Source organism: Mesorhizobium sp. M0590, assembly GCF_040320905.1.
Classification (GTDB): domain Bacteria; phylum Pseudomonadota; class Alphaproteobacteria; order Rhizobiales; family Rhizobiaceae; genus Mesorhizobium.
The window spans coordinates 41,910-60,131 of the sequence record NZ_JAMYQN010000002.1 but is presented as its reverse complement, the minus strand read 5'-3'; the positions used below and the strand labels follow the sequence as shown (position 1 = coordinate 60,131).

The 18,222-nt window shown below is 61.5% G+C and carries 15 protein-coding genes and 1 pseudogene; 13 read left to right on the top strand and 3 right to left on the bottom strand.

All coding sequences use genetic code 11. The features are described from left to right. Positions 1-83 precede the first annotated feature (83 nt). Together NKI52_RS04040 and NKI52_RS04035 are read right to left on the bottom strand one after the other, a co-directional pair. Positions 84-1,331: a polysaccharide biosynthesis/export family protein gene (locus NKI52_RS04040; protein ID WP_502897741.1), complete on the bottom strand. Its 1,248-nt coding sequence runs from the start codon at positions 1,329-1,331 to the stop codon at positions 84-86. Between the two features lie 171 nt (positions 1,332-1,502). Further along, a complete protein-coding gene (locus NKI52_RS04035) occupies positions 1,503-2,180 on the bottom strand; it encodes a sugar transferase (RefSeq protein ID WP_023676307.1) in 678 nt (225 codons plus the stop codon). 558 nt (positions 2,181-2,738) lie between these two features. On the opposite strand from NKI52_RS04035, the gene NKI52_RS04030 reads away from it, so the two are divergent. From NKI52_RS04030 to NKI52_RS03995, 8 genes are all read left to right on the top strand, one after another. Further along, complete coding sequence (locus tag NKI52_RS04030; RefSeq protein WP_352454700.1) at positions 2,739-3,059, top strand: exopolysaccharide production repressor protein; 321 nt, start codon at positions 2,739-2,741, stop codon at positions 3,057-3,059. Between the two features lie 455 nt (positions 3,060-3,514). Next, on the top strand, positions 3,515-4,537 hold the full coding sequence (locus NKI52_RS04025; RefSeq protein WP_023676309.1) for a glycosyltransferase family 2 protein: 1,023 nt from the start codon (positions 3,515-3,517) through the stop codon (positions 4,535-4,537). A gap of 270 nt (positions 4,538-4,807) precedes the next feature. Then, positions 4,808-5,209, top strand: coding sequence for a hypothetical protein (locus tag NKI52_RS04020; protein WP_023676310.1), 402 nt, complete (start codon positions 4,808-4,810; stop codon positions 5,207-5,209). A gap of 132 nt (positions 5,210-5,341) precedes the next feature. Then, complete coding sequence (exoK, locus tag NKI52_RS04015) at positions 5,342-6,208, top strand: endo-1,3-1,4-beta-glycanase ExoK (RefSeq protein ID WP_502897739.1); 867 nt, start codon at positions 5,342-5,344, stop codon at positions 6,206-6,208. A gap of 85 nt (positions 6,209-6,293) precedes the next feature. Beyond that, positions 6,294-7,625 carry a UDP-glucose dehydrogenase family protein gene (locus tag NKI52_RS04010; protein ID WP_023676312.1) on the top strand — a complete coding sequence of 444 codons (1,332 nt, stop codon included), beginning with the start codon at positions 6,294-6,296 and terminating at the stop codon, positions 7,623-7,625. Between the two features lie 31 nt (positions 7,626-7,656). After that, positions 7,657-8,736 carry a glycosyltransferase gene (locus NKI52_RS04005; protein ID WP_352697115.1) on the top strand — a complete coding sequence of 360 codons (1,080 nt, stop codon included), beginning with the start codon at positions 7,657-7,659 and terminating at the stop codon, positions 8,734-8,736. A 70-nt stretch (positions 8,737-8,806) separates the two neighbouring features. Beyond that, positions 8,807-10,093: a glycosyltransferase gene (locus NKI52_RS04000; RefSeq protein WP_352634978.1), complete on the top strand. Its 1,287-nt coding sequence runs from the start codon at positions 8,807-8,809 to the stop codon at positions 10,091-10,093. Beyond that, positions 10,090-11,553 carry a lipopolysaccharide biosynthesis protein gene (locus NKI52_RS03995; RefSeq protein ID WP_352697114.1) on the top strand — a complete coding sequence of 488 codons (1,464 nt, stop codon included), beginning with the start codon at positions 10,090-10,092 and terminating at the stop codon, positions 11,551-11,553. The genes NKI52_RS04000 and NKI52_RS03995 overlap by 4 nt, the downstream gene beginning before the upstream one ends. A 222-nt stretch (positions 11,554-11,775) precedes the next feature. On the opposite strand, the pseudogene NKI52_RS03990 reads toward NKI52_RS03995, so the two are convergent. After that, positions 11,776-12,828, bottom strand: a pseudogene (locus NKI52_RS03990) (polysaccharide pyruvyl transferase family protein); the annotation flags it as partial. 301 nt (positions 12,829-13,129) lie between these two features. On the opposite strand from NKI52_RS03990, the gene NKI52_RS03985 reads away from it, so the two are divergent. From NKI52_RS03985 to galU, 5 genes are all read left to right on the top strand, one after another. Next, positions 13,130-14,302 carry a glycosyltransferase family protein gene (locus NKI52_RS03985; RefSeq protein ID WP_352645380.1) on the top strand — a complete coding sequence of 391 codons (1,173 nt, stop codon included), beginning with the start codon at positions 13,130-13,132 and terminating at the stop codon, positions 14,300-14,302. Positions 14,303-14,313: 11 nt separating this feature from the next. Beyond that, a complete protein-coding gene (locus NKI52_RS03980) occupies positions 14,314-15,306 on the top strand; it encodes a glycosyltransferase family 2 protein (protein WP_023676317.1) in 993 nt (330 codons plus the stop codon). Then, positions 15,306-16,256 (top strand): glycosyltransferase family 2 protein, encoded by a 951-nt coding sequence (locus NKI52_RS03975; RefSeq protein ID WP_352577813.1) that lies wholly within the window; start codon positions 15,306-15,308, stop codon positions 16,254-16,256. The genes NKI52_RS03980 and NKI52_RS03975 overlap by 1 nt, the downstream gene beginning before the upstream one ends. Further along, a complete protein-coding gene (locus NKI52_RS03970; RefSeq protein WP_352681431.1) occupies positions 16,246-17,196 on the top strand; it encodes a glycosyltransferase family 2 protein in 951 nt (316 codons plus the stop codon). The genes NKI52_RS03975 and NKI52_RS03970 overlap by 11 nt, the downstream gene beginning before the upstream one ends. A gap of 75 nt (positions 17,197-17,271) precedes the next feature. Further along, complete coding sequence (gene galU / locus NKI52_RS03965) at positions 17,272-18,168, top strand: UTP--glucose-1-phosphate uridylyltransferase GalU (protein ID WP_352568344.1); 897 nt, start codon at positions 17,272-17,274, stop codon at positions 18,166-18,168. Positions 18,169-18,222 lie beyond the last annotated feature (54 nt).

Below are 18,222 nucleotides of genomic sequence, written 5' to 3'. Positions count from 1 at the left end.
TTTTCTGAACCATAAGATCCCAAACGCAAAAAACCCGCAGACCGCTGCCTGCGGGGTTGGTGCTTTGCTCCGGTGGAAAGAAGCTACTGGATGGCCAGGGGCGCCGGTTTGACCTTGATCACGTCCCCTGGCAGCACCGGCGTGTCTTCATCGGCGGTGATTTCGCTGGTCTTGCCGTCGACCACCCGCACCAGGGAAAATGACAAGGCCGCTGGTTGGTTGCTGCCGTAGAATTGCGGCATGGGGCTGCCCGACAAGGCTTCGGACATCAAAGCCTTTTCCATATTCAGCTTCAGCGTCGCCTCGTTGAGATCGGCTTCCGTCTGTTGCCGGTCGGTCGCGAGGCTGGAGTTCTGGGTGTTCTCGAGATCGATGGCGTCCTGGGTGGCCTTGCTGATCGACTGCTTGGCCGTGAGAATCGCCGTTTCGTAATCCAGGATCTGGCCCTCGAGGTCGGCGATGGTTTGCTGCGAGTTCAAAACCCGCGTGTTGACGACCAGCCCCTTTTGCGCCAGCGAGCCGATGCCGTTGAGCTGCTCCTTCGCCAGATCAACCTGCTTCTGCTGGTTGACGATCTTTTTCTGCAGCGAATCGATCTCGCTTTGCAGCAGTGCCTTCAAATCGTCGAGCGCCTGCAAGCGCAGCTTGAGTTTCTTCTGGTCGGCCGCCAGGATCGCCGTCTCATCGGCAACGATGCTGGGCAGCTTCGGATCGTCGGCCACCTCTTTCGGCACCGCGAATGTCGGCTTGTCCGCTAGTTCCGCTTCGATGCGGGCGCGCTTGACGGTCAGCCTGACCAATTGGTCTTGTAGTACGTCGAAATTGCCCTTGGCATTGATCAGGTCGCGGTCGTAGCGCTGTCCGCTCTCCGGGTTCCGCCGGGCTCCGCCGGCAATGCTCATCGCTTTCAGCACGGACAACCCAGGCACACAAGGATACTGGCCGGGCGATTGCACCTCGCCAGAGATGTAGAATGGCCGGTACTGCGCCATTTCGACGGAAGCCTCCGGCTTGTCGGCCAGAGCGAGCTTGCGCTGCAGCGCCTCACCGAGCGATGCCGCGATCTCCGAAGTCGTCTTGCCGGATGCGGGCATCTCGCCGACGAAGGGAACCGACAAGGTTCCAGCGGGGCCGACCGTGTATTCTCCATTGATGGCCGACCAGTCACGGAACGTGCCTTCGACGGTCTGCCATTCCGCCACGCGGATGGTCAGCTTGTCCTGTGCTCCTAGGCGATAGTCGTCGGCGAAGGCAAACTGTGGCAGGGCTAGCGACAGCGTCAGGCCGGTCGCCATTGTAAGGCAAGTCGTCAAAAGCCGTACTCGCCGCATGCGTCTGGAGAGAATGCCGGTGCAAAAGATATCGATTATATCTGCTTTCAACTGAGCGTTTCCGATCTGGTTTGCCCCGCCCGATGAGCTGCCGATGCCTGAGTTAGGGGCCTGAGTTCTGGGCCCGAATTCTGGACAGTCGCTCCTCGATGCACGGCCAGCAAGCGGCCGTCAGTAGCAGCCTCGCGACATCCAGACCGCAGGTACGGTCTTGATGATGATGCGAATGTCTTCGAACATCGACCAGTTCTCGACATAGTGCCTGTCGAATGCGACGCGGCTGTCATACGAAACATCGTTGCGTCCGCTGACCTGCCAAAGCCCGGTGAGGCCGGGGCGCGATTTCAGGTAATAGACGGCCGAATTGCCATATATCTCCAGCTCATCGCGCACCACGGGACGAGGCCCGACCAGGCTCATATCCCCCTGCAGGATGTTGATGATCTGCGGCAACTCATCGAGGCTGAGCTTCCTCAGCACCGCTCCGACGCGCGTGATCCGCGGGTCGTTCTTCAACTTGCGGGTCGCTATCCATTCGGCGTTGGCCTCCGGATTCGCGGCGAGATAGGCAGCAAGCACCCGCTCGCCGTCTGGAACCATGGTGCGGAACTTGAGGCACGGAAAAATCCGTCCTCCGCGGCCGATTCGGCTGTGACCATAGAAAATCGGCCCGCCATCGGAAAACCTGACAAGCAGCGCTATCATTACGAACAGCGGGCTGAGAGCGACCAGGCCGATCAGCGAACCGACAATATCGAAGCTGCGTTTGAGCAGGCCGCCAATCGGTGGCGGAAAATCGACGCCGGCCTGCGAAAAATCCGCATCGGCCGGCTTGGCTACGTCCCTCATGCGTAAACTCCATACGTTGAACGGATGGTTTACCGCACGATACCAAAAAAATGTTGCAGCGCAACACACAATTTCTCAGACGGCTGTAATAGTCGCGTCATGAACTGACTAAATAATAAACTCGTCCTGCACAAAATTTCCCATTTATGTCGCAAAAGAGACAGATTATGGGCAATTTTGGAAAAGCTAGTCCAATTTTTGGGCTGATTTTAGGCGAATCGCTCTTTATACCCTCCTGTGGAGCTTTGCCGTCATTTAGAATTTCAAGATAATGACTGATGTTATGATAAAATACTATTCAATATTATGAATCATACTGGAGCGAGTCGATATCCGGCAATCAGTGGTGATGCCGACGTGTGCGTTGCACCATGGCAGAGTCGATCCCGAGGATTCGTTTAAAATTTATTCCGCAGCTGCCCTTGCCGCCTATTGCGCGGCTCAATAGAGTTGTAAATTGTTTCTGTCGGACTATGGACAGATTGGGCTAGGCCGGAAGCAACCGGCCAGACGCGGGCAACCTAAATAAGCTCGCAGAGTTTAAGGGAGGTGCTCGGGGTGGGCTTGTCGACATTTTTTCCCGAGCCGGTTGATGGGCTATCGGGTATGTCACTGCCAAAGTTCATTATCGGAATGTGTTTTGCGCTGGCGATCGTGATCGTCTGGTCCTATTTGGGCGGCGCCTCGCTCGGTACGACGCTGTTTCGCGTCATCGGCTGTGCCATAGTCATCCAACTGGGTTATTTTCTGCTGGTCTTTGCCATGGTCGCCAGAAATGCCCCGACCCCGGCCGACAAAATTCGCGACGCTGAACGAAAGCTGAGTTCGAACGAAGCGGCCGAAGGCGAGAAACTCAGCGCCAGGAGAGGCCTTCACTGATTTCGGGCCTGGCCGCGGTCTGCGATGTCCATATGACCTGTGGTTAAGCTCGCCGGTCCTCTGACGAATTGCTCGCCTCAACAACACCGGCAGTCGGCATTCCTGTTCTTTCAATTCCTTGACACTGCGGGCCTCGACGCGCTCGCTCCGCCCCGCCGCCGTCCGGTCGGCGAGGATCAGCAACTGGTTTCTGCCAGTCGAGCGCTCTATAGAGCGTGTAGGAACGGCTCTGCCAAAGCGGCGCATTTCTGGAGCCATCCCGATTGAGGCTCGCCGCCTGCCCAACCGGGCCATGACACCCAGCAAAATGAAAAACTGGACGGCGCCGATGATTTTGGCGATGCTTGCTTCGCACTTGCAGCATAGGCGTTTGGGCCGATGCATTTCAGAATGGGCGGTGGGGCATTGAGCGGACGGGGCGAGGAAATCCGCAACGACTTCTGCAATCGAGAGGCATGTCCATGACATCATTCCAGGTCTGCGTGATCATCGCCGCCCGCAATGCGGCGCGGACAATCCCGGCTGCCATTGCATCGGCATTACGCGAGCCTGAGGTTGCGGAAGTTGTCGTCGTCGACGACGCGTCCACCGACGATACCGCGAAAGTCGCCCACGCGGCCGGCGACGGCACGGGCCGCCTTTCCGTCATCCGCTTCGACGTCAATCGCGGCCCATCCTTTGCACGCAACGCCGCGATAGCCGGTTCCAGGTCGCCGTTCATCAGCATTCTGGACGCTGATGATTTCTTTTTCGAAGGCAGGTTTCACAGACTGTTCGCCAGCACCGATTGGGATTTCGCCGCAGACAATATCATGCTTGTCAGGGATGACGCGGCAACCGACGTTTCGAAAATCGTTGCTCCACCGTTCTCGCCCGAGCCGGAATTCCTCGATTTCGAGGGTTTCATCGACGCCAACATCTCCAGGCGCCGTGTGCAACGCGGGGAACTGGGCTTCCTCAAGCCAGTGATCAGCCGCGCCTTTCTCGATCGGCATGGGCTGCGCTACGACGAGAAGCTGCGCCTGGGTGAAGACTATGAACTCTATGCGCGCGCGGTTGCCCATGGCGCGCGCTTCAAGGTCATCAAATCCTGTGGCTACGGCGCGATCGTGCGCGCCGATTCGCTGAGCGGACGGCACAAGACCCAGGACCTGAAGCATCTGGCCGATGCCGACCTGGCACTGCTTGCGATCGACAGTTTGCCGGAGGCATCGAAGGCTGCGCTGAGAAGGCACGAGCGGCACATCCGCGACAAATACCGGTTGCGGAAGTTTTTAGACGTGAAGGCTGAGCGCGGGCTGGCGCCGGCCGCGGCCTACGCCTTGGCCGGCTCGTCCAACCTCACAGCCGTCGTCCGCGGCGTCGCCTCCGATAAGCTGGATGCGCTGTTTCGCCGCGCCGGCCTCGCCGCGAAGCGTCAGCATGTGCCGCCGCTGCGCTTCCTCATGGCCGGAACCAGCACGGCCAGCGAAAGCTAGGCCCGTCAACGTGCGACGGCGGTAGCTACTCCCTTACCCTTCGGTCGGCTCGGACGGTTTCAACGAGATTCATGAGTTTACGATCTAGGTGGTTGCCTATCCGCGCAGGGAATGGCAATCTATGTTGCGGTGCAGCAATTTTGGACGGCCAACCGAACTGGCCCAAGATATCCCCCTGTCAGAGGAGCTGGACGATGCAAGAAATGTCTTTTGAACGCGGACGGGCGCCAAGGCCGGTCACCAGCTCGACGATGATGGGGCGCTGACTGCATGGCCTCGATCTTTCGCTTCCGATCGAGAGATCCGGCGCGCGACACGCAGACCGACACCTCGCGCCTCGATCGCTTGGCAAAGCTGCTGGACCAGATCTCGGCCGAGGTCGAGGCAGAGAAGAACGGGCTTGAGAACCGCTACAGGACAACGGCTACCAATGCCGCCTTCCTGGTCGAGGCCATGGAGAACGGAGCGGTCTCCTCCCGCAAGTCCTCCGAAGTCGGCGAACTGACCAGGTCGATCCTGAATTGCGAGCGACGCATCGCGGCGCTCTCGCGCCAGAAGCAGATGATGAAGGATCTCCGTCATTCGCTGGATGAAATCTTCGATGAGAATCGGCAGAACGGCCCCGACATAAGGACCGATTTTGTGAAGCCCGCCGATTCCGGCACAGGCTGAGCGAACACCCCGAGTCGGCGCAATGGTTTTAGGCACAACACGGAGCTTGGGAGCGACAGAGGTCAAGATCAGGTTGTTTCGTCACGGTTCGAACGATCGCTTTGGGGGCGCACAGCACAAGGTGAGTTTGATATGAACGCAGATCCTAAAAGCACGCCCGCCCCGGCAACCCGAGGCACCCCGTTCACGCGCCCGATCCCAGGCAAGCTGCGGCGGCTCCGTTCAGACGGCGCGTTTCTGCTGGTCGTTCTCGGCAGCATGGTTGCGGGCCTGGTCCCCGTGCGCGCCCAGGATCTCCCAACCGCGCCGTCCTTTGTCGATGATTTCACCAGCCTCAGTCGCGCGCGCTGGTACATTTCCGACGGCTGGACGAACGGCAAGCATCAGAACTGCACCTGGTCCAAAAGCCTGATCGGGCTTTCCGACGGCATGCTGACGCTCGGTTTCGAGAAGCGCAAGCTGAAGGATCGCGAATTCGCCTGCGCCGAGATCCAGACCAAGCAGCGCTTCGGCTACGGCACTTACGAGGCGCGGATGAAGACCGACACGGGCTCCGGCGTCAACGCGGCATTCTTCAGCTTCGTCGGCGATGCCGACAAGCAGCCGCATGATGAAATCGACTTCGAGGTGCTGACCAAGGACACGTCCAAGGTTCAGGTCAACGCCTACATAGCCGGCAAAGGCAAGAACGAGAAACTGGTCGACGTCGCTGGCGGCACCGACAAGGCCTTCAACGACTACGCCTTCGTCTGGGAAAAGGACCGGCTGCGCTGGTATGTCAACGGCAAGCTTGTCCACGAGATCACCGATCCGGCGAAGCTGCCCACCCATTCGCAAAGGATCTATTTCAGCCTGTGGGGCAGCGATACAATGAAGGGCTGGATGGGGCCGTTCTCCGATCCCGGCCGCAAGCTCACCATGCAGGTGGATCGCGTTGCATTCACCGCACTTGGCCAGCCCTGCCAATTCCCCGAATCGCTGGCATGCAAGACAAACTAGAAGCGCATCTGAACCGGCCGGGCCGAAGGTGGTCGGAAAACCGAAGCTTGAACAGGCCCGAAACCTTGAACAGGAATGAAACCGAATGAATTTGACTGTCTTTGGAATCGGCTATGTCGGTCTTGTACAGGCGGCGGTGCTTGCCGAAGTCGGCCATCAGGTGGTCTGCGTCGACATCGATGCAAAAAAGGTCGAGCGGCTCAACCAGGGTCATGTCCCGATCTTCGAGCCTGGGCTCGAAAGCATGGTCAAGGAGAACCATGCCGCCGGCCGCATCAAGTTCACCACCGACGCCGCCGCGGCGATCAAGCATGGCCAGATCCAGATGATCGCCGTCGGCACGCCGCCGGGCGAGGATGGTTCGGCCGACCTCAAATATGTGCTGGCCGTCGCCGAGGCCATCGGTCGTGAGATGGACGAGCCCAAGATCGTCGTCGGCAAGTCGACCGTGCCCGTCGGCACCTGCGAAAGGATAAAGGCCAGGATCGCCGCAACGCTGAAGGCGCGCGGGCGCGAGGATCTGGCTTTCGACGTCGCCTCCAATCCGGAATTCCTCAAGGAAGGGTCCGCTGTGAGCGACTGCATGAAGCCCGACCGGATCATCGTCGGCACCAGCAACGAGGACACCGAGGCGGTGATGCGCGAGCTCTACGCGCCGTTCAACCGCAACCACGAGAAGATGATCGTGATGGATGTGCGCAGTGCCGAATTCACCAAATACGCGGCCAATTGCATGCTGGCGACCAAAATCAGCTTCATGAATGAAATGGCCAACCTGGCCGAGCAACTGGGCGCCGACATCGAGGAGGTCCGCAAGGGCATCGGCAGCGACCCGCGGATCGGCTACCACTTCATCTATCCGGGCCTCGGCTATGGCGGCTCGTGCTTCCCGAAGGATGTGCGTGCCCTGATCAAGACCGCCGAGGCCGTCAAGTTCGACGCCAAGCTGCTGCGTGCCGTCGAGGAGCGCAACAACCAGCAGAAGTCGGTCCTGTTCGAGAAGGTGGACCGCTATTTCAAGGGCAATCTCAAAGGCAAGACATTTGCGCTGTGGGGCTTGGCCTTCAAACCCAATACCGACGACATGCGCGAGGCCCCGGCCCGCACGCTGATGGAAGCGCTCTGGGCCGCCGGTGCCAATGTCCAGGCCTACGATCCCGAGGCGATGCAGGAATGCCAGGCAATCTACGGGCTGCGCGACGACCTGCAACTGTGCGGCACCAAGGAGGCCGCGCTGCGAGGCGCCGACGCGCTCTTGATCGTGACCGAGTGGAAGAGCTTCAGCGCGCCGTCCTTCGATGCGTTGAAGAACGCGCTGACCACGCCCGTCATCTTCGACGGACGCAATCTCTACGACCCCAAGGTCATCGCCCGCCACGGCATCGAATACCACAGCATCGGCAGAATGGCTGCGTGACGATAGGGCGGTCCAGCAAGGAGCCAGGTCCATGAAAGTTCTGTTTGCAGGCGGCAACGGCTACACGCCGCAGTTCAGCGGTGGCGTTCAGTCGAGCACGCATCATCTGGTCGAGCAGCTGCGCGAGCACGGTCATGACGCCTCGGTTCTGGCGGCGCTGTTCGGTGACGGCATGTTCGGCTTCAAGGCGCGCGCCAAGATGAAGCTGCTTCGTCAGCGAGCGGTCATCGACAGCTATCCCGGCTATCCGGTCGTGCGGGCATGGTTTCCCTGGGAGGCGGCGCGCTTCGCGGTCGAACGGCTCGATCCCGATGTCGCCGTCGTGCAGTGCCACAAATCGGTGCCGATCGGAAAGGCGCTGCAGGCGCTCGGCGTGCCGCTGGTGGTCTATCTGCGAAACGTCGAATTCCACGAACTGGCCGGCGACCTGCGCGAATTGCATTCGGCGCTTTATATCGCCAACTCCGAATTCACTGCGCGCACCTATAAGGAAAGGTTCGGCATCGATTCGACCGTGATCCCGCCGACCATCAATCCCGGGCTCTACAGCACGCCGACCACCGGTGAGTTCGTCACGCTGATCAATCCTTACAATGAAAAAGGGTTCGAACTCGCCGTGCGCATCGCCGGCCAATGCCCAGAAATTCCGTTCCTGTTCGTCGAAAGCTGGAAGCTCGACGACGACCATCGGGCGCAGATCGAACAGATCATCGCCCCGCTGCGCAACGTCAGGCTGGAAAGCCGCACCAGCGACATGAAGACCGTCTATGGCCGCACCAAGATTCTGGTGGCGCCCAGCAAATGGGAAGAGGCTTGGGGGCGGGTGGCATCCGAGGCCCATTGCAGCGGCATTCCAGTCGTCGGGTCCCGTCGCGGCGGCCTGCCGGAAGCGATTGGCGCCGGCGGCGTGGTGCTCGACTATGACGCACCGCTCGACGACTGGGTCGCCGCGGTCAGGCGACTATGGAGCGACAAGGCCGAGTACGATCGGCTGTCGGCGGCGGCGCAGCTGTTTTCGGAGCGGCCGCAAATGAACCCCGACGGCCAGTTCGCGACTTTTCTCGGCGTTCTCGACCGCGCCAGGCAAGGCGCGCTGGAGCGTGCCGCCTGATGCATTTCGTCCAAAACCATGCACGTTGCCCAAAAGCCGGCTCTCGCGCCTGACCGGGGTGGGAGCTGCCTTGGGACAAAGACACGCACAACACCAGACGCTTGAGGCGCCTCGCACGGTGGCGACGGGCGTCAGCCCTCATCCGCGCGAGCAGATCGCCGACCGGCCTCGAAAGATCGTCCATCCGATGAAGATTTGCTTCGTAGTTGATAAGTTCCCCTCTTTGTCGGAGACCTTCGTCCTCGACCAGATAGAAGGGTGCCTCGAGCGCGGCATGCAAGTCGGCGTCGTCTGCAACGAGACGTCCTTCGGCAAGGACAGCAACATCGACGATCGCCGCTGGCAGGCTCTCCCTGGCAAGGTCGTCTGCTGGTGGGGCGGGCTGGGGCGCTTTCGCCCGACGCTCAGGAGATGGTCGGGCAGGTTCTGGGATAAGCTCTCGACCGCTGTCGACATCGCTTTTGCGCGCAAATTGCAGAACGCCGATGTGATCGTCGCGCATTTCGGCAATAACGGCATGCGCGTCGCCCGCGCCATGAAACGAGGGCGGATTTCCGCTCCGCTGGTGACCATATTCCACGGCCGCGATGTCGGCGAACCGCTGCATGACAACACGCTCACGCGCTACAAGGTTGTCTTCGACAAGGGCGTTCTCCAGCTCCCGGTGAACGCGTTTTTCCGCGACGCCCTGATCGGCGTCGGCGCACCCCCGGCGCAAGTCATGGTTCACCATATGGGCGTGCGGCCCGGTGAGATCGGCTACCATTGGCGTTCCTGGGACCGGGACACGCTGTCCTTCATCTCGGTCTGCCGGCTGACCGAAAAGAAGGGCATCGAATTCGCCCTTCGGGCGCTCGCCAGCCTGCCGCGGCGCGACTGGGTCTATTCGGTGATTGGCGGCGGCGAATTGCTGGAAGAGTTGAAGAAGCTCGCCGCAAATCTCGGCGTTGCCGACCGGGTGACTTTCCTCGGGCCGCGTCCGCACGCCGAGGTCAAGCAGCGCCTGCGCAATGCCCACGTATTCCTGCTGCCTAGCGTTGCCGCGCGAGACGGCGATCTCGAGGGTATTCCGGTGGCGCTGATGGAGGCTATGGCCGCCGGGCTGATCGTCGTCAGCACCTATCACTCGGGCATTCCCGAACTGATCGAGGATCAGGAGACAGGCTTCCTCGCACCGGAGCGAGACGTTGCCGAGTTGGCCCGCAAGCTTGTCTGGGTGGCCGAGAACCCGGACAAATGCGAGCGCATCGCACGTGCGGCGCGCCGCAAGATCGAGCAGGATTTCAACGCGGACGTACTCAACGAACGTTTTGCGCAGATCGTTGCTCAACTGGCCGAAGCCAGGCAGCCGGCATGAACGCCAACCCGCCCCCCCAGTTCGGTCGCGTCGCCCTGCGCGGCGGCATGGTGACGATCGGCGCGCAAGGCTTCAAGATGGCGATCCAGTTTCTCTCGGTCATCGTGCTTGCCCGTCTGCTCGTGCCCGAGGATTTCGGCTTGGTGGCTTCCGTCGGGCCGATCGTGGCCTTTGTCGGGCTGCTTCAAAATCTTGGCCTGCAACAGGCTGTGGTCCAGCGCAAGGATATCAGCACCGAGCAGCTCAACCAGGTATTCTGGATCAGTGCGCTGGTGGGGATGGGCAGTGCCGTGGTGGTTGCATGCCTGGCGCCCGCCATCGCTGCTTTCTATGGCGATCAACGCATGGTGGGGATCACCATCGGCTCTGCCTTGCCGCTGCTGCTTGGCAGCCTCGCGGCGGTGCCGCTGGCGCTGATGAACCGTCACTTGCGCTTTGGCCAGCTCGCGCTGAACGACGTGATAACCGCTGCTGCCGGACTTGCGACTACCGCAATCGCCGCCTATGCGGGGCTGGGCTACTGGTCGCTGGTCATTGGCCCTGCAGTATCGGCTGTTGTCGCGCTGGCCGCGGCATGGCAGGTGGCGCGCTGGACGCCGTCGCGGCCGGACCTGAAGGTCGATACCGACATATTGTCCTTCGGCGCCAATCTGACCGGCTTCAATCTGGCCAACTTCTTCTCGCGCAATCTCGACAACATCCTGATCGGAAAATATTCGGGCGCGATCGAGCTCGGCTATTATGACCGCGCCTACAAGCTCCTGCTGTTTCCGCTGCAGAACATCAACCAGCCGCTGACACGCGTGATGGTGCCGCTGCTGAGCCGCATCCATGAGGACAAGGCGCGGTTTCGCGACATCTATGTGCGAACCAATTGGATGCTGGCGGCCATCACTATGCCCGGCATCGCGGCGCTGACGCTGACGTCGGACCAGGTCGTCGGGCTTCTCTTCGGCGAGCGCTGGACAGCGGTGGCGCCGATCTTCGCCTGGCTGGGCATCGCCAGCCTGATCCAGTCCGTCTCGAGCACCACCGGCTGGATCTTCATCTGCCAGGGCAAGACCAAGACCATGTTCCACTGGGGCATCTACTCGTCGCTGACGACGGTCGCCGCCTTCATCATCGGCCTGCACTGGGGCGCCGTCGGTGTCGCGGCGGCCTACGCGATCAGCGGCTATGTGCTGCGCGTCCCGGTGCTTGCCGTTCTTGTCCACCGGGTCGGCCCGGTGACCGCAGCCGACTTCCTGGTCATGCAGGGGCTTTTCATCGCGTCATCGCTGCTTGCCTGGTCCGTGTACCGCGAGTTGCCGGCATCGCTGACCGGCCAGTCAGACCTGCTCGCGGTGGTCCTGGCGGTTGCCCTCAATTATTCGATCGGCCTGGTCCTCATGCTTGCCCTTCGCCAGTCGCGCAGCGCCCTGTTCACCACGCTTTCCAGCGCCATGCGCAACGCCCGCTAGGCCGGCAATCACCGGCCTCAAAAGCTCACCTGCCGACATCGCCGACGCATGCTCCTCAAGCACTGCCTGAAGGCTCGTCCTGCGATAGAGGTCGAGATTGGCGGTAAGTCTGCCGAGCTTCTCGCTCGCTTCCTCGGGCGTCACCGTGTCGATGTCGAGCAGCAGGTCGGCGACGCCGATCCGCTTGGCAAGTTCCTTGGTCTTGAATTCATAGGCGATCGGCAGCACCGGCGTGCCGACGCAGAGCGACATGATCATCATGTGCATGCGCGTTGCGACAACGAAGTCGAAGCCTTTCACCAGTGCCATCAGTTGCTCCGGCGTGTGGAACGAAGCGTCCACGCTGACATGCTTGGCGATCTCCGAATCGAGTTCGGCAACGATAGCCCGCGCCGTCTTGGAATCATCATGGGCGTATTCCGGCACGCCCTGGCAGGTGGAGACGAAGGTGACCTCCTTGGCGTGGTCCCTGACCAGGATGGTCGCGATCGCGCGGATCGAGTCGATGTAGCGGCGCATGCCGCCCTCGCCGTCGCTGACATAGTTCCAGTGACGGACGGAAATGGCGACGCGGCCGGTGACGGTCGCCGACTGGCCGGAGGCCAGAATTTTTCCGATCCTGTCGGTGTCGGCCAGGGCAAAGACGGCGTCGGCCACGACGTGGCATTTGCCGGGGTCTTTCACCATGTCCACAATGTGGCCTCGCGAACGTTCGTCGCGCAGCAGGATGAGCGGGCTCCGATCGAAGATTGGGCTCAACTCCTGGCGATTGTAACTTTTGTTGAACGGGCCGAGCGATTGCGTGAAGAAGACGGGGTCCTTGCCCAAAATCGCGTCGATCCGGAATTGATTGAGTCGCCGTTCCAGATTGTAAGTCTCGACAAGATAGGTTCCGCCTGTCGTGACCACGAGGTCGGCGTCTTTGTAGATCTCGAGACCACGGCGATTGCTTGAGCTGAACAAACGCCCGAGAACGCCGCGGATGCCGAACCGCCGCAGGGCATTGAGGACGAGCCGATTGTAGATCGGCTTGAACAGGTTCTTCAGCCCGCTGCCGTATTTGTAGCGGAACAGCGATTCCGACAGCAGCTTGTGGAATTCGAGATCAGGATACTCTTTCTTCGTGTAGAGCCTCGCCGCCACCTCCGGCTGGCTGTCGAAGACGTAGAACTGGATATCGTCTTGCACGATCGTCTTGAAAACATGGCGGATCGCCAGGAGAATCGCTGCATCCCCGGTATTCAGGCAGACGGTGTTTTCAACCGCGATCTTCATGGAATGACCTCATTTCGTGAGTAGTCCCGTGCTTCCATCGACGGGTGCGAAGGGCGGATTGCAGGCGGGTTGGCCGAAAATGCTGCACGCCAAGGATGGTCCTCGCGTCGTGATTATTGGCGCGCAGCCCGATGGCAGGCCAACGCGCGGTCCATGTGGCCCAAGCAGAGCGAGATTAACCCATCGATTTTGCAGTGCAACAAAAAACGGGGATCTTTGCTACGCTGCAACCAAAAATGTTGCGATGCAGCAAGAGCTGTACTAGCATTGTTGCGGGCGGGCCAACAGCGGTCGAGTTTTCATGCTGCATGTCTTGTACTTGGTACACGACGTCTCCGACCCGGCAGTGCGCCGGCGGATCATAATGCTCAAGGCAGGCGGCGCCCAGGTTACGCTGGCGGGCTTTCGTCGTACGGCAAGCGCAGTTGCTGATGTCGAGGGCTTGCAGCCGATCGATCTCGGCCCGACTCGTGATGGCCGATTCGCCCAACGTCTGGCCGCGATCATGAAGGCAGTCGTCTCGACCGGCTCGAAGCTGGGCTCAATGCCACGGCCCGACCTCATTATCGCGCGCAATCTGGAAATGCTGGCGCTTGCCCGCCGCGCCAGGTCGGCTTTCCAGGCAACGGTGCCGATCGTCTACGAGTGCCTGGATATCCATCGCCTGCTGCTTCGCGACGATCCGCTGGGCTGGGCGATGCGCGGCGCAGAACGCTTCCTGGCCAGGGATGTGAAGCTTCTGGTGACCAGCTCTCCGGCCTTCATCGCCAACTATTTCAAGCCGTTCGGACAGATTGCCGCCCCGGTCGAACTGCTCGAAAACAAGTATTTCGAGCCAGCCGCGGCCTCGCTGGATGACCGCGCGGCGCCGGAGAACCCCGTAGCGCCGCCTTGGCGGATCGGCTGGTTCGGGGCGCTCCGCTGCCGCCGTTCCCTGGAGCTTCTGGCCGAATTTTCGCGCCGCCTCGACGGCCGCTTTGAAATCGTCCTCAGGGGCCGCCCGGCGCTGTCCGAATTTCCCGATTTCCACGGTTTTGTCGAATCGGAACCCTGGCTCTCGTTTGGCGGGCCCTACCGCAATCCCGAGGACATGGCGGCGATCTACCGCGAGGTTCACTTTTCCTGGGCCATCGACTTTTTTGAGCAGGGCCTGAACTCCGAATGGCTGCTGCCCAACCGGCTCTATGAGGGCTGCCGCTTCGGAGCCGTGCCGATTTCGATGGGAGCCACCGAAACCGGCCGGTTCCTCGACCGGCAAGGCATAGGGGTTCTTTTGCCAGAAGCCACGCCCGAGGCGCTCGAAGCCGCCGTCGGCACGATGGAGCAGCATCGGTTCGAGACATTGAGGGCGCGTGTTCTCGCCCGCAATCCGCGCACCTGGAGCTACGACCGCGCCGATTGCCGGGCGCTCGTCGAAAAGCTCCGCGGGCTGACTGCGGCTCCCGGTCCATATGCTGCCGAAGCATTGGCATAGAAGGACTGCCGATGACGCAAACCGAAATTCCATCCTGCATGATCGTGGTTCCGTGCCTGAACGAAGCGGCCCATATCGGCGCGTTGCTTCGAGAGCTCCGCCCTGCGGCCGAGAGGCTGGACGCCGTGATCATCGTTGCCGATGGCGGCAGCACGGACGGCACCAGGACGATCGTCGCGGACATCGCCGCAAAAGATCAGCGGGTGATCCTGCTGCACAATGAAAAGCGCTTGCAGAGCGCGGCAATCAATCTCGCCGTCGCCAGGTTCGGGGAAGGCGTCGACTATCTCATTCGCATCGACGCGCATGGCGGCTATCCTGCGGATTATTGCGACCGGCTGGTCGAAGAAGCGCAGGCCACCGGTGCGGATTCGGTCGTCGTCTCGATGCTGACCAGTGGCAGCGGCATGGTTCAGAAAGCAGCGGCAGCGGCGCAGAACTCCAGGCTCGGCACCGGCGGCTCCAAGCACCGGCATCTTTCGGCGGGAGAATGGGTCGATCATGGCCACCACGCACTGATACGGATATCGGCCTTCACCGCGGTCGGCGGCTATGACGAAACCTTCAGCCACAATGAGGATGCCGAACTCGACTATCGGCTCCGCCAGGCCGGCTACCGTATCTGGATGACCGGCAAGACGCAAATGGTCTACTACCCGCGCTCCTCGCTGAAGGGCCTCTATTTTCAATATCTCGGCTATGGCCGTGGCCGGGCGAAGAACGTTCTCAAGCACCGCATGATCCCGAAGATCCGGCAGATGGTGCCGCTTCTGGTGTTCCCCGTGGTTCTTCTCGCCGCCTTTTCCTTCGTCCACTGGCTGGCGGCCGTGCCGCTTTTGCTATGGGCGTCGGTCTGCCTCGGCTACGGCTTTTGGACCGCCGTCAGCCAGCGCAAAGCCGACATTGCGCTTGCCGGGGTCTCGGCAATGATCATGCATTTCGGCTGGTCGGTCGGTTTCTGGCTGCAACTGCTCGCACCGCGACCGCAGCGCGGGGTAGCGTGATGGACCCGGTCAGGAAAAATCGAAGCATCGATATCTGCGTCTGCACATTCCGCCGGCCGGAGCTTGCCGACACGCTTCGCTCCATAGCGGCCATGGACATGCCCGCGGGGTTCGACGTCGGTATCGTCATCGCCGACAACGACGATACGCCGACGGCCGAAACGCTGGTCGCCAAGCTGGCGGGGGAGTTGAAGCTGCCGGTGACCTACCGGCACGCCCCGGCCCGCAACATCTCGATCGCGCGCAACGCTTGCCTCGATACCAGTGCGGCGGATTTCGTCGCCTTTATCGACGACGACGAGACGGCCACCGCTGGCTGGCTTGCCGAACTGGTGGCGACGGCGGAAGCAACAGGTGCTGCGACGGTGCTTGGGCCGGTGCAAGCCCGTTACCTGCCGGATGCGCCCGCCTGGATGCGCAAAGGCGATTTCCACTCGACCTTGCCGGTCTGGGTGAGCGGCGAAATCCGCACCGGCTACACCTGCAACGTCCTGCTCAGGATTGGCGCTGAGAGCCTGCGCGGCCGGCGCTTCAGCCTGGCACGTGGCCAGACCGGCGGCGAAGATACGGAATTCTTCGACCAGATGGTCAAGGCCGGCGGCCGCATCGCCTTTTCGCCGGAGGCTTGGGTCGACGAAGCGGTGCCACCTGCCAGGGCGGCATTCGACTGGCTCGGCCGCCGCCGGTTCCGCGTCGGGCAGACGCACGGTCATCTTCTGGGGCGCAACGCACACGGCCTTGCCCGGCTCAAGCAGGTCGGCATTGCCGCGGCAAAGGCCGCCTACAGTTTCCTGTCGGCAATTCCGGTCGCCATCGACCCCGTACGCCGGAACCGCAGCCTGCTTCGCGGCATTATGCATGTCGGCGTCGTCAGCGGCCTCGTCGGGGTTCGTGAAATCCGCCAATACGGCCTGTCTTCGCCGCAGCAAGGGGGCAAGCGTGCAGCCTGACGTGAGCTTCGTGATTGCCGCCTACAATGCCGAGGCGACCATCGATCGGGCGATTGCCAGCGCCGTCGCCCAGCGCAATATCAGCGTCGAGGTCATCGTCGTCGACGACAAGTCGCGCGACCGGACGCTCGACCTGGCGAGATCCTACCCCGAAGACATCGTACGCGTTGTCGCGCTCGAGCAAAACCGTGGCCCCGGCGGCGCCAGGAATGCCGGCCTTGAGCTTGCCCGCGGCAGGTGGGTCGCGGTCCTAGATTCGGACGACGCGGTCTATCCCGGGCGAATCTGCACCATGATCGAACGCGCGGAGAAAGCGGGCGCCGAGATCGCGGTCGATAATCTGCAGGTCGTTCGCGAGGATGGCGTTGCCGAAGAGACGATGTTCCCGGCCGACTATCTGGAAGGGCTCGGTTCAATCTCGCTGGCGGATTTCATCGGCGGCAATGTCCTCTTCGAATCGAGGTTCAATCTCGGCTACCTCAAGCCGATCTTCCAGCGCCGGTTCCTGAACGAGAACGGGCTGCGTTACGATGAAAGCCTGATCATTGGCGAAGACTATATCCTCCTGGCCAGTGCTCTGGCCAAGGGGGGCAAATGCGTGGTCGAGCCGACGACGGGCTATATCTACCACATTCGCACCGGCTCCATCTCCCGGGTGCTCGAACTTCATCACGTCGAGGCGATGCGCAGGGCCGATGCCACCTTCGCCGCGACCCATTCCATGGATGCTGCGGCCGAGGCGGCGTTCGCCAGGCGCGCTCGCAGCCTGCGCCGGGCGGCATCATTCCTGTCGCTGGTCCAGCACATCAAGGCGCGATCCCCGCTCAAGGCGATATGGACGGCGCTCAGCGATCCGGCGGCGGTTCGGCATATGAGCATGCCGATCGCCGTCCGGCTGCGAAGGGTAGCGGCACAGTTTGCCGTGGTGGCGGGGAGGTGAAGGGCTGCAGGTGAATGAAGACAGTTTCGCCGCCTGCGACAGGGTTGAAATCGATCTCCTCAGAAGGAACATGCAATGAAAAAAGTCAGGAAGGCAGTCATACCGGTGGCGGGGCTCGGAACGCGGTTCCTGCCGGCGACCAAGTCCATGCCGAAGGAAATGCTGCCGGTGGTCGACAGGCCTGTCGTGCAATATGCGGTTGACGAGGCGTTCGAGGCCGGCATCGAGCACATCGTCTTCGTCACCGGCCGCAACAAGGCGGTGATCGAGGACTATTTCGACCTACATCCTGAACTGACCGGAACCCTGGAGCAGAGCGGCAAGAAGGCGCAACTCGAATCGCTTGAAAGCCTGCTTCCCGTCGCCGGCGCGACGAGCTTCATCCGCCAGCAGTCGCCGCAAGGCCTCGGCCATGCCGTCTGGTGCGCGCGCGAAGTCATCGGTGACGAGCCCTTCGCATTGCTTTTGCCGGACATGGTGTCCTTCGGCGGGCGCGGGTGTCTCGCCGAGGTCGCCGATCTTTATGCGCAGACTGGCGCAAACGTTATCGCCGTCGAGCGTTGCGATCCGACCGAGACCAGCAAATACGGCATTGTCGGGCGCGGCGCTGATGTCGGCACGGGCTTCGAGGTGACGGCCATGGTCGAAAAGCCGGCTCCTGCCAACGCGCCATCGAACTTCTACATCAACGGCCGCTACATCCTGCAGCCCGAGATATTCTCGTTGCTGGCCAGCCAGCAGCGCGGCGCCGGCAACGAGATACAACTGACCGACGCAATGGTGCGTCTCGCACAGACCCAGGCCTTCTTCGCCCAGCCTTTCGACGGCCGCATGTTCGACTGCGGTTCGAAGGAGGGCTTCATTCAGGCCAATGTCGCTTTCGCGCTGGCGCGGGAGGACATGAAGGGCCCGATCTTCGAGATGCTGCAGGAATTCGTCCGGTCGCATCAGCGTCGGGAAGAAGCCGCATAATGTCCATTTTTTCGAGGCATTGTGGGTGCGGCTGATGACGCAGGACAGGCCGTT